Origin of the sequence: Actinomadura rudentiformis (assembly GCF_008923185.1) — a bacterium.
Lineage (GTDB): Bacteria > Actinomycetota > Actinomycetes > Streptosporangiales > Streptosporangiaceae > Spirillospora > Spirillospora rudentiformis.
In genome coordinates this window covers 57,104-73,403 of sequence record NZ_WBMT01000002.1, presented here as the reverse complement: position 1 = coordinate 73,403, position 16,300 = coordinate 57,104, and the positions used below count along the sequence as shown (strand labels likewise).

The 16,300-nt window shown below is 70.0% G+C and carries 15 protein-coding genes; 3 read left to right on the top strand and 12 right to left on the bottom strand.

Annotation, left to right across the window (positions count from 1 at the left end; all coding sequences use genetic code 11):
* Positions 1–15 precede the first annotated feature (15 nt).
* Positions 16–1,728 carry a serine/threonine-protein kinase gene (locus F8566_RS50880; RefSeq protein ID WP_225992851.1) on the top strand — a complete coding sequence of 571 codons (1,713 nt, stop codon included), beginning with the start codon at positions 16–18 and terminating at the stop codon, positions 1,726–1,728.
* Positions 1,729–1,755: 27 nt separating this feature from the next.
* Here F8566_RS50880 and F8566_RS03895 read toward each other — a convergent pair whose 3' ends face one another.
* The 8 genes from F8566_RS03895 to F8566_RS03860 form a co-directional block, all read right to left on the bottom strand.
* Positions 1,756–2,379 (bottom strand): response regulator, encoded by a 624-nt coding sequence (locus F8566_RS03895; RefSeq protein ID WP_225992850.1) that lies wholly within the window; start codon positions 2,377–2,379, stop codon positions 1,756–1,758.
* 117 nt (positions 2,380–2,496) lie between these two features.
* Entirely contained in the window at positions 2,497–3,162 is a 666-nt protein-coding gene (locus F8566_RS03890; RefSeq protein WP_151558113.1) for a response regulator, read from the bottom strand.
* Complete coding sequence (locus F8566_RS03885; RefSeq protein ID WP_151558111.1) at positions 3,159–4,403, bottom strand: sensor histidine kinase; 1,245 nt, start codon at positions 4,401–4,403, stop codon at positions 3,159–3,161. Before F8566_RS03885 ends, F8566_RS03890 begins: the two co-directional genes overlap by 4 nt.
* A 117-nt stretch (positions 4,404–4,520) precedes the next feature.
* Positions 4,521–5,732 carry an alpha/beta hydrolase gene (locus F8566_RS03880; protein WP_151558109.1) on the bottom strand — a complete coding sequence of 404 codons (1,212 nt, stop codon included), beginning with the start codon at positions 5,730–5,732 and terminating at the stop codon, positions 4,521–4,523.
* The gene (locus F8566_RS03875) at positions 5,729–6,874 is read right to left on the bottom strand and encodes an alpha/beta hydrolase (RefSeq protein WP_151558107.1); all 1,146 of its coding nucleotides are present in this window, start codon (positions 6,872–6,874) and stop codon (positions 5,729–5,731) included. The genes F8566_RS03880 and F8566_RS03875 overlap by 4 nt, the downstream gene beginning before the upstream one ends.
* 303 nt (positions 6,875–7,177) lie before the next feature.
* Positions 7,178–8,047, bottom strand: coding sequence for a cytochrome P450 (locus F8566_RS03870; RefSeq protein WP_151558105.1), 870 nt, complete (start codon positions 8,045–8,047; stop codon positions 7,178–7,180).
* Between the two features lie 106 nt (positions 8,048–8,153).
* The gene (locus F8566_RS03865; protein ID WP_151558103.1) at positions 8,154–8,807 is read right to left on the bottom strand and encodes a response regulator; all 654 of its coding nucleotides are present in this window, start codon (positions 8,805–8,807) and stop codon (positions 8,154–8,156) included.
* Positions 8,804–9,628, bottom strand: a complete 825-nt coding sequence (locus tag F8566_RS03860; protein WP_151558101.1) for a sensor histidine kinase — start codon at positions 9,626–9,628, stop codon at positions 8,804–8,806. Before F8566_RS03860 ends, F8566_RS03865 begins: the two co-directional genes overlap by 4 nt.
* A 268-nt stretch (positions 9,629–9,896) precedes the next feature.
* Between F8566_RS03860 and F8566_RS03855 the strand changes: the two genes are divergently transcribed.
* Both F8566_RS03855 and F8566_RS03850 read left to right on the top strand, forming a co-directional pair.
* Positions 9,897–11,462: a Rieske 2Fe-2S domain-containing protein gene (locus F8566_RS03855; protein WP_225992849.1), complete on the top strand. Its 1,566-nt coding sequence runs from the start codon at positions 9,897–9,899 to the stop codon at positions 11,460–11,462.
* Between the two features lie 90 nt (positions 11,463–11,552).
* Positions 11,553–11,759: a hypothetical protein gene (locus F8566_RS03850; RefSeq protein ID WP_151558097.1), complete on the top strand. Its 207-nt coding sequence runs from the start codon at positions 11,553–11,555 to the stop codon at positions 11,757–11,759.
* 74 nt (positions 11,760–11,833) lie between these two features.
* Here the strand turns inward: F8566_RS03850 and F8566_RS03845 are convergent, their stop codons facing one another.
* From F8566_RS03845 to F8566_RS03830, 4 genes are read right to left on the bottom strand one after another with little or no spacing between them, the layout of a single operon-like run.
* Positions 11,834–12,748, bottom strand: coding sequence for an alpha-amylase family protein (locus F8566_RS03845; protein WP_151558095.1), 915 nt, complete (start codon positions 12,746–12,748; stop codon positions 11,834–11,836).
* Positions 12,749–12,793: 45 nt separating this feature from the next.
* Complete coding sequence (locus F8566_RS03840) at positions 12,794–13,585, bottom strand: sugar transferase (RefSeq protein WP_151558093.1); 792 nt, start codon at positions 13,583–13,585, stop codon at positions 12,794–12,796.
* Between the two features lie 4 nt (positions 13,586–13,589).
* Positions 13,590–14,933: an oligosaccharide flippase family protein gene (locus tag F8566_RS03835; RefSeq protein WP_151558091.1), complete on the bottom strand. Its 1,344-nt coding sequence runs from the start codon at positions 14,931–14,933 to the stop codon at positions 13,590–13,592.
* Positions 14,930–16,279: an O-antigen ligase family protein gene (locus F8566_RS03830; RefSeq protein ID WP_151558089.1), complete on the bottom strand. Its 1,350-nt coding sequence runs from the start codon at positions 16,277–16,279 to the stop codon at positions 14,930–14,932. The genes F8566_RS03835 and F8566_RS03830 overlap by 4 nt, the downstream gene beginning before the upstream one ends.
* Positions 16,280–16,300: the final 21 nt, after the last annotated feature.

The window sequence follows — 16,300 nt, the reverse complement described above, 5'->3', positions numbered from 1 at the left end:
GGGGACCATTTAGCCATGAGAGAGGGTCATCTGCTCGGTAACCGCTACCGCCTGGACGCGGTGGTGGGCCGTGGCGGGATGGGCACGGTGTGGCGCGCGTACGACGTCATGCTGGATCGCGAGGTCGCGGTCAAGGAGGTCGTGCTCCCGCCGGGGCTGAGCGAGTCCGAGCGCGATGTCCTGTACGAGCGCACGTTCCGGGAGGCGCGGGCGTCGGCACGGCTCTCCCATCCGGGTGTCGTCACCGTGCACGACGTGGTCGAGGAGGGTGGCCGGCCCTGGATCGTGATGGAGCTCGTCCGGGCGCGATCGCTTCAGGACGTCATCGAGGAGGGGCCGCTGACGCCGCGGCGTGCGGCCGAGATCGGGCTGCAGATGCTGGCGGCGCTGCGGCACGCGCATGAGAAGGGCATCCTGCACCGCGACGTCAAGCCGAGCAACGTGCTGATCACCGATGCGGGGCGGGTGGTGCTGACCGACTTCGGCATCGCGCAGGTGGAGGGTGACGCGACGCTCACCCAGACCGGCCTGGTGATGGGCTCGCCCGCCTACATACCGCCCGAACGGGTGCAGGGCGAACGGGCGGTGCCCGCGTCGGACCTGTGGGCGCTGGGAGCGACCCTGTACGCGGCGGTCGAGGGACGCTCGCCGTACGAACGGGCCGACGCGATGTCCTCGCTGGCCGCGGCCCTGAGCGAGGCGGTGCCGCCGCCGCGCAACGCCGGACCGCTGTCCCGCGTCCTGGAGGGCCTGCTCGCGCGGGAACCGCGGCACCGGATGACCGGCCCGCAGGCGTTGCCGCTGCTGACCGAGGTCGCCACGATGCCGGTGGCGGCGCCGCGGCCGGTGGACGAGACCGTGCTGGACGAGCCGTCGAGCCGGCGTCCGGCCGACGTCGCCGGGGAGACGGTGCTGGACTCGACGGAGTTCGATGCCATCACCCGCGAGGACGGAGCGGGCGGACATCCGAGCGGCGGCCAGTGGCACTCCGGCAGCCCGCCAAGGTCCGGACCCCCGCCGAGCTCCGGACCACAGCCAGGCCCTCCTTCGCAGCGGGGCTCTGGGCCACAGCGGGGCCCTGGTGCGCAGCCGGGCCCTGGTGCGCAGCCGGGATCTGGGCCGCAGCCGGGTCCCGGGCCGCGGCCGGACTCTGGTGCGCAGCCAGGCCCTGGTTCGGAGCGGGGCCTCGGACCACAGCCGGGTTCTGGTTCGCAGGCAAGCGCTGGTTCGCGGCAGGGTCTCGGGTCGCAGCGGAATCCTGGTTCGCAGGCGAGCTCTGGTTCTCAGATGGGCCCTGGTGCGCAGCCGGGCGGAGGGGCTGCAGCGCCTTACCGGCCGGCGGTCGATCCCGAGGCTCAGACGCTGGCTGAGACCGACTGGACGCCGCCGCCCGATCCCGAGGCTCAGACGCTGGCCGAGACCAACTGGGCGCCGCCGCCCGATCCTGGTGGTTACTCGCCGTGGGAGGCACAGCCCGGGAGGTGGTCACAGCCGATCGACCCTTCGCAGGCGCGTCAGCGTGAGCGTACGAAGACGATCGTGATCGTCACGATCGCGGTGATCCTGGTGGTGGCGGCCGTTCTTGCCGGCGCGCTCATCCTGCGCAACAAGCGGACCGGGTCGCTGGCGGTCCAGAGCCACGACTCGGCCCTGGTGCACGAGTGGCGGGCCGGCCAGGCCGGTCCGGCGGTCTCAGCGCCGCCCGCCCACACCACCGCGGACGTCTGATGAGTCGCTGACCTGGGAGAATGTCGATCAGGCGCCGGCTACCAGGGCGTCCAGGGTGCCGCGTAGCTCGGCCGCGTGGGCCTCCAGCCGTTCGAGCGAGTCGGCGGGTATGTCCGGTGGCGTCTCGGCCCGCACGCGCGCCAGATCGTCCTCGATCAGCGCGATCCGCTGGTGGAGGTTCTTGAGCAGCTGCTCGCAGGAGGGCAGGCCGGTGTCCTCGGCGATGGCGTGGCGGAGGGCCGCGGCCTGCCGGTGCAGCTGGAGGTTGCGCTGGTGCAGCTCGACGAAGACCGACACCTTGGCGCGCAGGAGCCACGGGTCGAACGGTTTGGTCAGGTAGTCGACGGCGCCCGCCTCGTAACCGCGGAACGACTGGTCGCCGTCCGAACCGGCGGCGGTGAGGAAGATGATCGGGATCTCGCGCGTCCGGGCCCTGCTCTTGATGTGGCCGGCGGTCTCGAAGCCGTCCATCTCAGGCATCACGACGTCCAGCAGGATCAGCGCGAAATCGTCCCTGAGCAGCTCTCGCAGGGCCTGGTTGCCCGAAGTCGCGGGAACGACCGTGACCGGCAACGAATCGAGTACGGCGGTGAGCGCCACCAGATTCTCCTCGCGGTCGTCGACCGCCAGGACCTTCGTGTTGTGCGGCACCGAGTTCCTCCTCTCGCTGCCGACAGTGTGCATTTCGGAACCCACCCTGTCATGTCCTTGCCGTCCGTGACAGTCAATCCTCGCAGAGTTACGGCGTTTCTGCGCAGGGTGAGAATTTCACGACAGCCAGCCCGGCTTGACGAGTCCGGACTCGTAGGCGAAGACGACCAGCTGCGCCCGGTCGCGGGCGCCGAGCTTCACCATCGTCCTGCTGACGTGCGTTTTCGCGGTCGCCGGGCTGACGACCAGCCGCGCCGCGATCTCCTCGTTGGTGAGCCCCTCGCCGACGAGGGTCATGACCTCGCGTTCACGGTCGGTCAGGGCGTTGAGCCGCGGGGAGGGCGCCGGCTCCTTGGCCCGGGTGGCGAACTCGGAGATCAGTCGCCTGGTGACGCTGGGCGAGAGCAGCGCGTCGCCCGCCGCCACCGCCCGGACGGCGTGGATCAGCTCGACCGGCTCGGTGTCCTTGACCAGGAACCCGCCGGCGCCGCCGCGCAGGGCCTCGAAGACGTACTCGTCCAGCTCGAACGTGGTGAGAATCACGATGCGCACCCCGTTCAGGCGCTCGTCGGCGGCGATCTGCCGGGTCGCGCTGAGCCCGTCCAGTCCCGGCATCCGGATGTCCATGAGGATCACGTCCGGACGCAGCCGGCGGGCCTGCGCCACGGCCTCCTCGCCGTCGCTCGCCTCCCCGACCACCTCGATGTCGGGCTGGGCGTCCAGGAGCGCCCGGAACCCGGCACGGACGAGGACCTGGTCGTCGGCCAGCAGCACCTTGATCATCGTGCTTCCCTCTCGGGCTCGTCCGCGATGGGCAGCGTCGCGCGGACGCGGAACCCGCCGCCCGGCCGTGGCCCCGCAGTGAACGAACCGCCCAGCGCCGTGGCCCGCTCCCGCATGCCGCGGATGCCGCTCCCGGTGCCGGCGTGGTCGTCCAGCAATGAGACGCCTCGCCCGTCGTCGTCGACCTGTACGGAAATTTCATGCTCACCGTAGGCGATCCGGACCTCGGCCGTCACCGGTCCGGGACCGGCGTGGCGGCTGACGTTGGTGAGCGACTCCTGCACGATCCGGTACGCCGCCAGGTCCGTCCCGGCGGGCAGCGGCCGTTGGTCGCCCTCGGTCTTGGCCGTCACCGGCAGCCCGGCGTTGCGGGCCCGGTCGAGCAGTTCCTCCAGGCGGGACAGCCCGGCGGTGGGGGAGCGAGGCGCGGTCTCGCCCTCGGCGCGCAGCGCCCCGATCACCGAGCGCATCTCGGTGAGTGCCTCCTTGCTGGCCTCCTTGATCGCCGCCAGCGCCGTCCTGGCCTGTTGCGGGTCGTCGTCCATCAGGTGCAGCGCGACCCCGGCCTGCACGTTGATCATCGAGATGTTGTGGGCGAGGACGTCGTGCAGCTCGCGCGCCATCCGCAGCCGTTCCTCGCTGGCCTGGCGCCTGGCCTCCTCCGCCCGCGTCCGGGCCCGTTCGGCGAGCTGGGTGCTCCGCATCCGGACCAGCTCCGCACCGGTGAGCACCACCAGCGCCCATCCGACCACCATCGTCGAGCCGGCCCAGTCAGGCTTGCTCACGGGCAGCGGATCATCCCCGCCGAGCAGCCAGGTGACCCCCAGCATCCCAGTGAGCGTCACGACCGTGCCGGCCCAGGCCAGCAGCCGGTGCCCGGCCACGACCGCGGCGACGAGTGCCACGCACAGCGACAGGAAGACCGGTCCGGGAGCGTGGTTGGCCAGTATGTAGGTCGCCGTGACGGCCGCGACCGCGACGAGCGTTTGCCGCGGATACCGGCGGCGGAACAGCAGCAGCGCCGGCCCGGCGATCAGTAGCGCGATCCCCCAACCGTTCAGGGAAGCGAATTCGGAGGTGACAGCCTCCTTCTGGAGCCACGGCGGACCGTGCCCGTCCCGCCCGCGCTGCGCGCCGAACGAGCCGACGATCTGGATCGGCTGGATCAGCAGCGGGACGACCCAGACCGGCCACTCGGCGGGCCGAGGCCAGCGTGGGTGGTGGGGCGACGAGGTGCTCATTCCTGCACGTTAGGTCACCGGCACTCGGTATGGCGTCGGCTCAGAGGCGCGTTCGCGGATACTCCTCGGGACGTACACCGAATCATGTTCACTGCATCTCTGCTCACTGCTTCCGGTTCATTGCTCGGCTCGGAGGTGGCGGGCCAGCCAGTCCGCGACGTGCGGGATGTGGCCCTGCCAGCCCTTGAGGGTCTCTGGGGACGCCGCGAGCGCCATCTGCTCGGCTCTCATCGGTGGCCGGACGAGCTTCACGAACGCAGCGGCCTGCTGCTCTGTCTTCGGGTCGGCCTTGCCCACGGCTGCCAGGAACGAGATCGGCGGGGCGGGCAGGTTCTTGAGCCGCCACAGCAGCTCGTTGTCCTGCTGGTAGGCCTTGCTGCCGCCGTAATAGGGCCCCTCTGCGGGCGTGAACACCCCGGAGACGCTCGCCGCAGCGGCGAAGCGGTCCGAATGCAGCATCGCCAGCCGCGCCGCGCACTGGCCGCTCTCGCCGAATCCGGCGATGCCCCATCCCTGGCGGGTCTGCGGCAGCCGGTAGGTGTCGCCGAGCGCGACCGGAAGGTCCTGAGCGAAGAACGTCTCGGCGCGGCCTCCACGCTGACCTGGTACGTCCAGGCAGGCGTCGGGGCGGCCGGGGGCGGGCTTCCCCGCGTGCGGGAGGCCCTTGGCGCCCTCAGGCCCGGCGGGCGGCTGCTTCACCGGGGAGAGTCCCCGCGGTGAACGGATCATCACGGAGATCATCGGCGGACCGGCGCTGCCGTCGGCGGCGCTCCGGGGCAGCCGGGCCTGCTTGATCCAGGCCAGCCGGTCGTCGGACGGCGCGCCGGACATGAAGATCGTGACCGGCAGGCGCCTGGCCGTGTGCCCGGGCTTGAAGTACTCCGGCGGGAGGTAGACGTACGCCTGACCCTCCAGGCCGCTCCGCGCACCCGTGATCTCAAGGCGGTCGACCTGGCCGTCCCTGACCGGGTCGTGCTCACGGCCGCGGCGCGAGGGGCCGAGGTCCGTCGTGGTCCGCCGCACCAGCGACGTCGGATCCGCCTCCTTCCCCTTGCTCTGCTGCACCTGCTTGACCTGGACGTTCACCCGGTCGCTGCCGAGCAGGTCCTTCCAGGTGGCGTAGAAGACGAAGTAGCGGTTGGAGATCAGGATGATCGCCGCCGTCAGTGTCACCTGGCAGGTGAGCAGTAGGCCCGCGCGGCCCAGCAGCGGCCCCGCGCCGCGTCCGGTGAGCCGCGGCCACCGCCGTACCGACAGCACGAAGACGGCGGCGGCAAGCAGGCACACAGGGAGGATGAGTCCCGCGCTCGTGGGCTCCAGCGAGGTCACTGGCCGTCTCCTCGCAGGTGCGCGCTCAGCCATTCGATGGTGGGCGGGATGTATTTGCGGAAGGTCTTGAAGTTGTGGCCGCCGGTGGGCAGCAGCACCTTGTCGACCAGCAGCGGCGGCCGCGCCGCGTCCATGAACAGCTTCGCCTGCGCGTAGGTCCTCTCGCCGATGCTGGCCGAGGCCACCAGGACCGAGACCGGCGGCTGGGGCAGGTTCCGCAGCCGCCAGAGCAGGTCGTTGTCCTGCCGCAACTGCTTGCTGCGGTCGTAGAGTTGCCGCGTGGTCGTGTCGAGGATCGCGCGGAAGTGCCCGGCCAGGCTGGCCGCGGCGGTGAACCGGTCGGAGTGCAACATCGCCAGCTTGACGGCGCAGTAGCCGCCCGCGGAGTAGCCCGCGACCCCCCAGCCGTGCCGGGACCGCGCCGCGCGGTAGGTGTTGAGGATCGCCTCGGGCACGTCCTGGGAGAAGAACGTCTCGACCTTCGGGCCGCCCGGCACGTCCGCGCACTCGGTGTCCCAGCCCGGCTCGACCGTCGGCCGCATCATCACGTAGATCATCGGCTGGATCCGGCCGGCCGCCCGCTGCCGTGCGGCCTCCTCGGGAAGGTGCCCCTTCTCGATCCAGGTCAGCCGGTCCCGCGAGGGGTAGCCGGCGATGAAGAGCGCGACCGGGAAACGTTTGGCCGCGTACTGCGGCTGGAAGTACTCCGGCGGCAGGTAGATGTACGCCTCGGAGGCGATGCCGCTCCGGACCCCGCTGATCTCGAGGTGCTGCACCTGCCCGTCCCGGGTGGGCTTGGCGCCCTCGCGCGGGCCGAGCTTGGCCTGCACCGTCTTGACCACCCGCGTCGCCGCGGCGGCGTCCGGGCCGGCCCCCGGCTGCGGGTGCTGCCGGACCTGTGCCTTGCCGCCGGCCGCTCCCATCAGGTCGGTCCAGGTGCCGTAGAAGAGGTAGTAACCGTTCACCCCGACCAGCAGGGTAAGAATGATCATCAACTGGCCGCCGGCCAGCAGTGCCGTTCGTACCGCCGTGGTCTTGAGCCCGGCGGACGCCAGCCGCGGCCAGGCCCACACCGTGCCCGCCAGGCAGGCGGCGGTGATCAGGGAGAGCAGTCCGAGCAGCCCCCAGCTCGTCAGTCCCAAACCGTGCACTCCTTGTCCGATCCGTTTGTCCGATCCGACCCGGCCCCCGACGGCCAAGGCGCACCACTCAGCTGGTCGATCCAGCTGACATTGAGAACTCAGCTGGCATTCAGGAGAGTTCCAGCGAACGTGTGGCAAACGGTCAAGAACTTAACGGAAGGGTGTCGCCAGAACGTCTCCGGAATGTCTTGTCCATGCGGCGGCTGGGGGTTTCAGCTTGGCGTGCGCCCCATGCTGTGAAGTACGTCTCACCTGCCGTCGAAGGATCAGAGCCAACCGGGCGGATCAGAGCCAACGGGCGGATCAGGCCCAGCGGACGGGCAGGTGCTCGAAGCCGCGCCGGGAGGTGGAACGCAGCAGCACGGGCTCGCCTGCGAGCTCCAGCCGGCCGGGCCGTTCGAGGATCGCGGCGATCATCGCGCGGAGGTGGACGCGCGCCAGGTGGCCGCCGAGGCAGGCCCGGGTGCCGTAGCCGAAGCTCAGATGCCGCTCGCTCCCGGTGACGAACCGTTCCGGCAGGAACCGCCCCGGCTGGACGAACACCGCGTCGTCGTGGTTGGCCGCGGTGAGCCACAGCGTCACCTGCTCACCGGTGCGCAGCGGCACGCCGCCCATCTTCGTGCTGCGCCGGACGAGCCGCCGTACCTGCATCACCGGAGTCCACCAGCGGAGCATCTCCTCGATCGCGCTGTCGATCAGGGCCTCGTCGCCGCGGGCTACGCGCAGCCGGGCGTACTGGTCGGGATGCCGGAGAAGGGCGTACGCGCCTCCGGCCACGGTGTTGCGCAACGTCTCGGGCATCTCGTTGAGGACGCCCTTGATGAGATCGACGCTCTCCCTCCCTATCCGGCTGAGCAGGGACCGGGCAGGCGGGTCCATGTCGATCGGGAGGCCCGCCGTTTCGGCCTCGCCCGAGACCGCGACGGGGCCGTGCAGGATCTCCGAAGGGAGAGGGGAGAACAACTCGGGCCGGGACAGCGCCCGCCGCACGTCGGCGTATCTCAGCACCGCCCACGACCCCGGCTCGCCCGCGAAGCGTCCGTCCAGCCAGACCACCGGCGTCCTGGCGCGCAGGCGGTCGAGGCAGTCGTACGGCACGCCGCGCGCATAGGTGTCCGGGCAGCTGAGAACCTCAGCGTCGGAGATGGGCAGTGCGCCTCGCCGTTGAGGCATGGGACCTCCTCTTCCTATGCGGAAGTTAACGCGTCCCGGCTCTCCCCTCTATGTCCGGTTTCGGTCGTGGCAAGCGCGCAACTCACCCGATGTTCCAGGCGTCGGGTCAGCCGACCAGCCATTCGCCGGTCTCCACGCTCACCAGACCGTGCCGCGCGGCCTCGATCACGGCCTCACGCTGGGAGTGCACGCCGAGCTTGCTCAGCACGCTCTGCACGTGGCTGCGCGCGGTGCTGCGGGTGACGCCCATCGCCTTGGCGAGCGCCTGGGTGGACTCGCCGCGGGCGAGCCGGGTGAGGACCTCTCGTTCACGCGGGGTGAGGAACTGCGCGACCTTCTGTGCCTGGCTGCGTGGCCGGACGTCGGGCACGTCCCGGCGGGTGCCCTGGTCGATCACGACCTCGCCCTCGGCGACCCGCCGCAACACCGTCAGGATGTCGCGGCTCTGCTGGCCCTTGTGGGTGAACCCGCGGACGCCCGCGGCGAGCCCTGCCTCCAGGACCTCCTGGTCCAGGTAGCCGGTCAGCACCACGAACATCGTCTCGGGCGAGGCGGCGCGCAGCCGCGGCATCCACTCCAGCACCGTGCCGCCGGGGAAGTGCAGGTCGATCAGGCAGACGTCGGCCCGCCGGCCGCGCAGCACGGGAAGCACGTCGTCGGGGGAGTACGCCACCCCCACGACGACGTGTCCCGCGTCGGTCAGCACCAGCGACAACGAGTCGGCGAACACCGCGTGGTCGTCGCAGACGATGACCCTCACGGATGGAGCTGCCAGTCGTCGGTCGCCATGTGCCCTGTTTCCATGTGACCTGTTTGTACGTGCGCTGTTTGCATGTGGGCTGTTGCCAGGGGGTCGGTTTCCATGGGGTCGGTCATCTCCACGGGCGGGGCGGAGGGCAGCAGCATGCGCACGCGCGCGCCGCCCATCTCACAGGTACGGATCTCCAGGCTGCCGCCGTAGCCCGAGATGAGGTCGTGCACGATGCCCAGCCCGAGTGAGGCCAGCCCTCCCGTGCCCGCGCCGAATCCCGGCCCGTCGTCGTCCACCTGGATCGTGACCCAGCCCTGGTCCACGCTGACATGGACGTCGACCCGGCTCGCCGCCACGCGGCAGGCGTTGTCGAGGACGTTCCGCAGCGCCCGCCAGAGCGCCACCGGGTCCATGTGCGCCCAGGCCGCGGTGCCCTCGAAGCCCACCGCGTGCGAGGTGGCGAGACGCATGCCGGTGACGACCTCGGCGGTGAGGTCGTCCACCCGGATGCGCTCCGGGCAGACCATCGGCTGGGTGGTGATGTCGTCGTCGTTGTCCTCGTCGAGCTGGCGGATCAGGTGGTCGAGCCATCGGGTCTCACCGAGCAGCTGCTCGATGCGCTCGCGGCTGCCGGCGCCGATGTCGTCGGCGACCACCACCGCCGACGCGAGCATGATGATGGTCCCCAGTTCGTGTCTGATGTCATGCCGTAGCCGCCGCCGCCACAGGGCCGAGTCCCCCGGCTCGGGTTCCTGCGGGCTCACACCGGTGAGCATCGCGACGTATTCGGGCGTGTCCGTCGGCGATGACCGAGACTGCCCGTTGTTCATGGAAGGACCCCCGTCCGTATTACCAGCACCATGATGACCGTCGCCCTTAAAGCCATCTCTGTCCAGACAATTGACCGCAACCGACCAAGGCGTGGCCGGAAGTGGACATGGCCGAGTTGGGGTAAACCCTCCCCTTTGTCGAGGCGTCCAAGCCAGGATTGTCGGTTTCGCTTCCGTTCGCTTCCGCCATTTCTTTCATACCTACGGCGTAGCCACCTTGCGCATTCCGGTGGGTGCGAACACCATGCCCTGGAGCGACAGTCTTGGTATGCCGACGGTCACCTTTCTCGGACACGCCGGGTTGGCGGTCAATGGAAACACGTTCCGCCTGCTCATGGATCCCTGGCTCGCCCGGACGGGCGCCTTCCTCGGGGCGTGGCATCAGTACCCGAGAAACGATCATCTTGACGTTCCCGCGTTGCTCGACACCGACTGGGTCGCCGTGTCTCACGAGCATCTAGATCACTTCGATCCCTGGGTCATCGCACGGCTTCCCGAGCGAACCCGAATCCTCATTCCGCGTTATCCCGGACCCGCCTTCCTGGAACGGATCCGGGAGGCCGCCGGGGCACGTCAGGTAATCGAGATACCGGCCTGGGAGAAATTCCCTCTCGACAATCGCGGATCGTGGATCACGGCGATTCCCGAGTTGTCCCCGATGTGTCATGATGCGGCATTTCTGGTGGTCGCCGACGGGCGCGGGATCCTGCACTGCAACGACGCCCGGCTGACCGCGGCGCAGGCCCGCCGCGCCAAGCACCAGGCCGGTGGACGGCTCGACATCATGGCCCTGCAGACCGCCGGGGCCTCGTGGCATCCGATCTGCTACGAGTACCCGCCGGAGGAGATGGCCGAGATCTCCATGGCCAAGCGCGTGGCCAAGCTGCGCGCCGCCCAGCGGCTCGTCCGGCAGACCGCGCCCGAACTCGCGGTCCCGTTCGCCGGGCCACCGTGCTTCCTGGGCGAGGAAATCGAGCATCTCAACTGGGTGCTCGACCAGGCGGACGGCGCCTTCTGCGACGCGTCGGTCGCCACCGAATGGCTGCGCGAACACCTCCCGGCGCAGCGCTGGGAGTACTTCAAGCCGGGCGACTCCATCGATCTGGACACGGGCGAGATCGCGCTCGACCCGACTTCGGCGGAGTTCGAGTTCAGCGACGCCACCCGGCCGGACTATCTCGCCCGCTATGCCGCCGACCGCGCCGAGCACATCAATGAGGCCATCGCCGAGTATCCGGTGCCCGACGAGGGGCTGTTCGACCGTTTCGTCGCTCACTTCGAGCACCTCGGCGGCCTGAGCGACTACTTCCTGCGCCAGATCAGCATGCTGGTCCGCTTCGAGATCACTGGTCCGAACGGCGGCGTCTGGGACGTCGACTTCTCGCCGGACGGGCTCACGGTGAGCCAGGCCCGGCCGGACACCCGGCCGCACTACCGGATCACCACCGCGGGCCGCTGGGTGGACGGCATCCTCAAGGGCAGGCTCGCCTGGGAGGATCTGCTGATCTCGTTCCGGCTCAGCCTCTACCGCGATCCCGACGTCTACAACGACTATCTGGTCGGGCTCCTCAAGCACGCCAACGCGCCCGCGCTCCAGGCCGTCGAGGAGTACGAGACGGGCCGCGACGAAACGGAACGCATCGTGGTGGAGTCGGCCGGCCACTCCTACGACATTCCGCGTTACTGCCCGCACGCGGGGGAGGACCTGTCGGTGGGCGCCGTCATCCGGGACGGCCAACTGCACTGCCTCGCCCACAACTTCGCCTTCGATCTCGCCACCGGCGTGTGCGTCAACGCCCGGTCGGCCAACCTGACCAGCCGCCAGCTGTCGTGATCAAGAGGTGACCCCCGGTCGCTCCCCCGGTGCCCGGGTACCGGTATCGTTTGCCCCTGCTTCAAACGGGTTCAGGGGGAGTGTCAGGGGATGGCGGGCAAGAAGGCCGCGCTGGTCACCACGCTGGTGAGCACGGTCAGGAAGATAGACGCGCTGAACACGCCTAAGCGGATCGGCATGCTGATCGCCGCGTTCGTCGTGGTGGTCGGGCTGCTCGAGGTGGCCGCGCTGCAGCTGGGTCACGTGGAGGTGCCGCTTCTCGGCAACGAGGGCGCGGGCACCGCCGTCGGCCGTTAACGACGGGTCGTTGACGACGGGTTGACGGCGACGGGTTGACGACGCGGCGTCGATGTCGCGGCTCCGGGCCGCGGTCACTTCGTGTTGTGCTCCTTGACGAGCGTCTGCAGGTCCGGGCGCCCGTTCCGGCCGTCGGCGTCGGCGAGCGTGGGGCAGGCCCACTCGCCCTGGTGACCCCACGAGTAGGCGATGTCGAACGGCGGGCGCGGGACCAGCCGGTCCCAGCGCCGCAGCAGTTGCCGGAACTGGTCCGCCGTTGGCAGCCAGTAGTGTCGCGGGCCGTTCGAGCACTCCGTGCCGAACGCCTGGAAGACCGGCACGATCGCCCGGCGCGGGACGCCCGCGTCGTCGGCCATGCGCACCATGCGGTCGATCGCATCGATGTTGCAGTCCGCGCGGGCCTTCGAGGCGCCCTTGCACGGGTACGGATCGAGGCCGACGAGATCGACGTTCACCTTCTTCGGCGTGACCGGCTTCATCGGGAAGTCGGTGAGCGAGATGAACGTGACCTGCCCGGGAGCGTGCCGCTTTACGTAGTCGGCGCGGCGGCGGATGTCTCCGGCGATTTTGGGGCACGTGCCCGGATCGGGCTCGTCCGACAGGTACCAGCCGTACACCTTGGGATGGCTGCCGTACTTCCGGACGGCGGCGGTGAACGCGTCGTACGACAACTCGAACTCGTCGCACTGGAAGTTGCCGACCCAGAGCAACGCCCTCATGCCCGCCGGGAGCGCGGCGAGGTCACCGTCGCCGGGCTTGACGTCGGCGAGGTCGTATCCGAGCTGCAGCAGCCGCGGATAGTCGGCCGGCGTGGTGTTGAGCGCGATGTGCATGGTCGCCCCGGGCTTTGTCGCGGCCACGCCCGGACTGGCGAGAGGGCCGCGGTACGGCTCGTGGCCGTCCGTCGCGCTGCGCTGTATGTAGAAGAGGAAGCCCGCTACGAGCACGAACGTGGCGACCACGGCCGAGACCTTGAAGCGGATGTCCATCGACGATGTCCTTCCCCGAAACCGGAACCGTCAGGCGAGAAACCGTCAGGCGGCCGAACCCGGTTCCTCCACCCGCTGTGGCTCGGCCTTCGGCGGCTGCGCGGGCCGTTGGTTGTGTGCCTGCTGGTGGTTCTGCGCCGGCTGATCGGTCACGGTGCCGTCCGGCGTGACCCGCAACGGTGGGATCTTGAAGCCCAGCACGTGCCGCACGGTGTCCCAGAGCGCCTGGAAGGTCGCGCGCATCGACGGGTCGCTCAGGTAGAACGCGTCGACCTGGACCCGGGCCGGGACGATCCATTCGATGTAGTTGACCAGGTCGACCTCCTCGCCCGGCGGGAGCACGTCGAAGTCACGGAAACGCACCTCCGAGACGCCCGTGAGGCCGGGCCGGTGGTCGAAGATCCAGCGACAGCGCGCGTCGTAGTGCACGGCCAGGTCGTAGGTCTCGGGCCGCGGGCCGACCAGCGTCATGTGGCCGCGCAGCACGTTCACCAGCTGCGGCAGTTCGTCCAGCGACCACTCCCGCATCAGCTTGCCGACCCTGGTCAGCCGCGGGTCACAGTTGGCCGTGACGGTGAGCCCGCCCACGCCCTGCCGCATGGTGCGGAACTTGTACATGACGAACGGACGTCCGCCCTGCCCGACCCGCTTCTGCTTGAAGATTCCCGGTCCGGGGCTCGTCACCCGTACGAGCACGTACAGCAGGAGCAGCGGGACGCTCAGCAGCACCAGACCGGCGAGCGCCCCGGCGATGTCGAGGACGCGGCGGCCCGCTGAGGGCGCGATGCCCTCCGACGGGTCGATGGAACGGGTCTCAAGGCCCTTCTCGGCGGACATGCCGTCACCCCTTCTGTTCGGGGAGCTGCTGCTTGTGCGGGAGATGGAAGAACCACGCCAGCAACGCGGCGGTGGTGGCGACGAAGGACAGTGCGGTGGCGATCGCGGCGCCCTCGGCCCCGAACGGCGGGATCAGGAGCACGCCGGAGACGACGACCACCACGAGGCCGATCGCCTGGCCTGTGGAGGCGGCGCCGGGCCGTCCGACGCCGTACAGGTAGGCCATGATGAGCCCCGTGACGCCGAACGTGACGACCCCCGCGAGCCGGATGTAGGTGGGCACCACCGCGTCGTCGAAGACGTCGCCGAACACCCACGGCAGCGCCGTCCCCGCGATGGCGGCCAGCGGCAGTGCGGCCAGCACGGACACGGCGAACGCCGGGAGGATGAGCTTGCGTGTGCGGCGGGTGGCCTCGGCTCGGCTCTCCTTGGCGAAATCCGGGTAGAGGACGTAGTTGACGGCCAACCCGGGCAACTGCACGAGCTCGGCGAACTTGCTCGCGACCGTGTAGACGCCCAGCACCTTCGGGCCCGCGAGCGCGCCGAGCAGGGCCATGTCGAAGCGCAGCTGCAGCAGGTCGATGAGCTGGCCCAGGTAACCGCGGAAGCCGTACCCGGAGATGGTGCGGGCCAGCCGCAGGTCGGGGCGCCCCCATCCGGCGAAGAACCCGCGCCGTGCCAGCCGTACCGCGATCCAGGCGGCCGCGGCCACGTCCGCGAGCACCAGCCCGGTGATCAGCGCGCCCGGCCCGTACCAGCCGAGCAGGATCACCAGATAGATCGGCAGGAAGATGAACTCCTCGACCGCGATCGCCAGGCTCGCGCCGCGCATGTCGTCGGTGCCCTGCAGCAGCCCCTTGCCGACCGAGACGAACCCCTGCGTGAACGCGGGGACCGTCGCGGCGAGCGCCACCCAGTAGCCGAACGACGTGAAGAAACCCAGATAGATCAGCGGGCTGAGGGCCAGCCAGGAGAGCCCGCCGATCAGCGCGCCCACGACGGTCAGCCAGGCCAGCGTGGGCCGTACCCGAGACTGGTCGTACTGCTGGTTCGCGAGGAAGTACGGCGCGGCCGCGGGCAACCCCGCGTTGGACAGATGGCAGAGCAGGCCCGGCAGGATCCGGACGAGCGTGAACGCGCCGACCAGGGCGGGCCCGCCGATCCGGGCGACCATGACGGTCGCGATGCCGAGCGAGGCGAGCGCGCCGATCCGGCCGGCCATGTTCCCGGCCATCAACCCGACGAGCCTGCCGGTGATCGTACGGGCCGGTGCCTCGACCGGGGGAGCCTGGGTGCCGGGAGCCTGCGTGCCGGGAGTCTGTGCGCCGGTCAGGTGGGTGTCGGTCATGCGGCGTCCCTCCGGCCGAAGAGATCCAGTGCGGCGATCAGGCCGAAGAACGCCCAGCCGTGGCGGTAGTGCAAGGTCTCGTAGAAGAGCCCGGAGATGAGGAACACCGCGACCAGGGCGCCGAAGAGCTCGGGTCTCGGCACCAGCCGTGCGTACTCGGGTTTGAGCACGTCGCGCCGGGCGACGCGCGTGCACTTGAGCAGCAGCACGAAGATCAGCACGATCAGCGCGATGCCACCGAGGAAGCCGCGTTCCAGCACCGCCGCGATGTAGTCGTTGTGCGCCTCGCGGACGTAGGTCTCCTGGTTGACGAGCATCGCCTTCTCGGTGTGACCCGGGCCGATGCCCCACGGATGCGGCTGCTCCTCCATCATCCGGACCGTGGTGCCGAAGACCGTGCTGCGCGACTCGGTGCTCTCGCCGGTGGTCCGGCCGATCGAGTCGCGCAGGATGGGCGAGGCCGCGCTGGCCCGGTCGAGGAACGGCTGGATGTCGACGACCGAGAGCAGCGTCACGCCACCGCCGCCGAGGAACACCGCGAGCGTGCCCGTGGCCAGCGCCTGGTGCACCTTGCCCTCACGGAACAGGCGGAAGAGATGACCGAGCACGATCGCGCAGCCGAGTGCCAGCGCGCCGCCGTTGGAGCCGGTCAGGACCTCGGCGACGAGGAGGATCCCGCAGACCGCGTACCGGTGCACGTTCTTCTCAGGGAACCGGCACGCGCGGGAGATGAAGAAGATGCAGATGAACCAGTTCGAGGCGTAGTTGGCGTCGCCGAACGTGAACATCGCCCGCTCGCCGTCGATCTGCTTGCCCGACAGCGTGTCGTTCCCGGTCACGAAGCCGAAGATCATCACCAGCGCGTAGAACGTGCCGATCCAGACCCAGGCCTTGATGGCGACGCGGAGCAGCGCCGGGTCGCGGCCGAGGTTGGCGAGGCTGACCGCCCACAGCAGCACGAACAGGTCCTTGACCAGCGTCAGCGCGCCGACGCCCTCGTTCGCGATCGAGGCGATGCCGCCCGCGATGATGGTCAGCAGGGTGGGGATGAGGAACGGCCAGCGGATCGGCTGCCTGCGCGAACCCGCCCACAGCAGCACGACCGCGGTCACCACGATGAGCGCGGCGTCCGGCAGGCCGGTGTTGCCCGGCCCCGGACCCATCCCGAACGGCATCAGCATCGGCAGTGACGCGATGCCGAGCACCGTGACGATGCCGGCCAGTGACCGGCGGCGCCGCAACTCCGGCTGCGGCGCGGGCTCCGCCCCGGTCGTCGCCGCGGGCGTGGCCGTCGCCGCCGCGGTCGGCGGCGGTGTGACCCGCGGAGCCTTGGTGGTCGGCGACATGGTGTCTCTCCGTCACTTCTG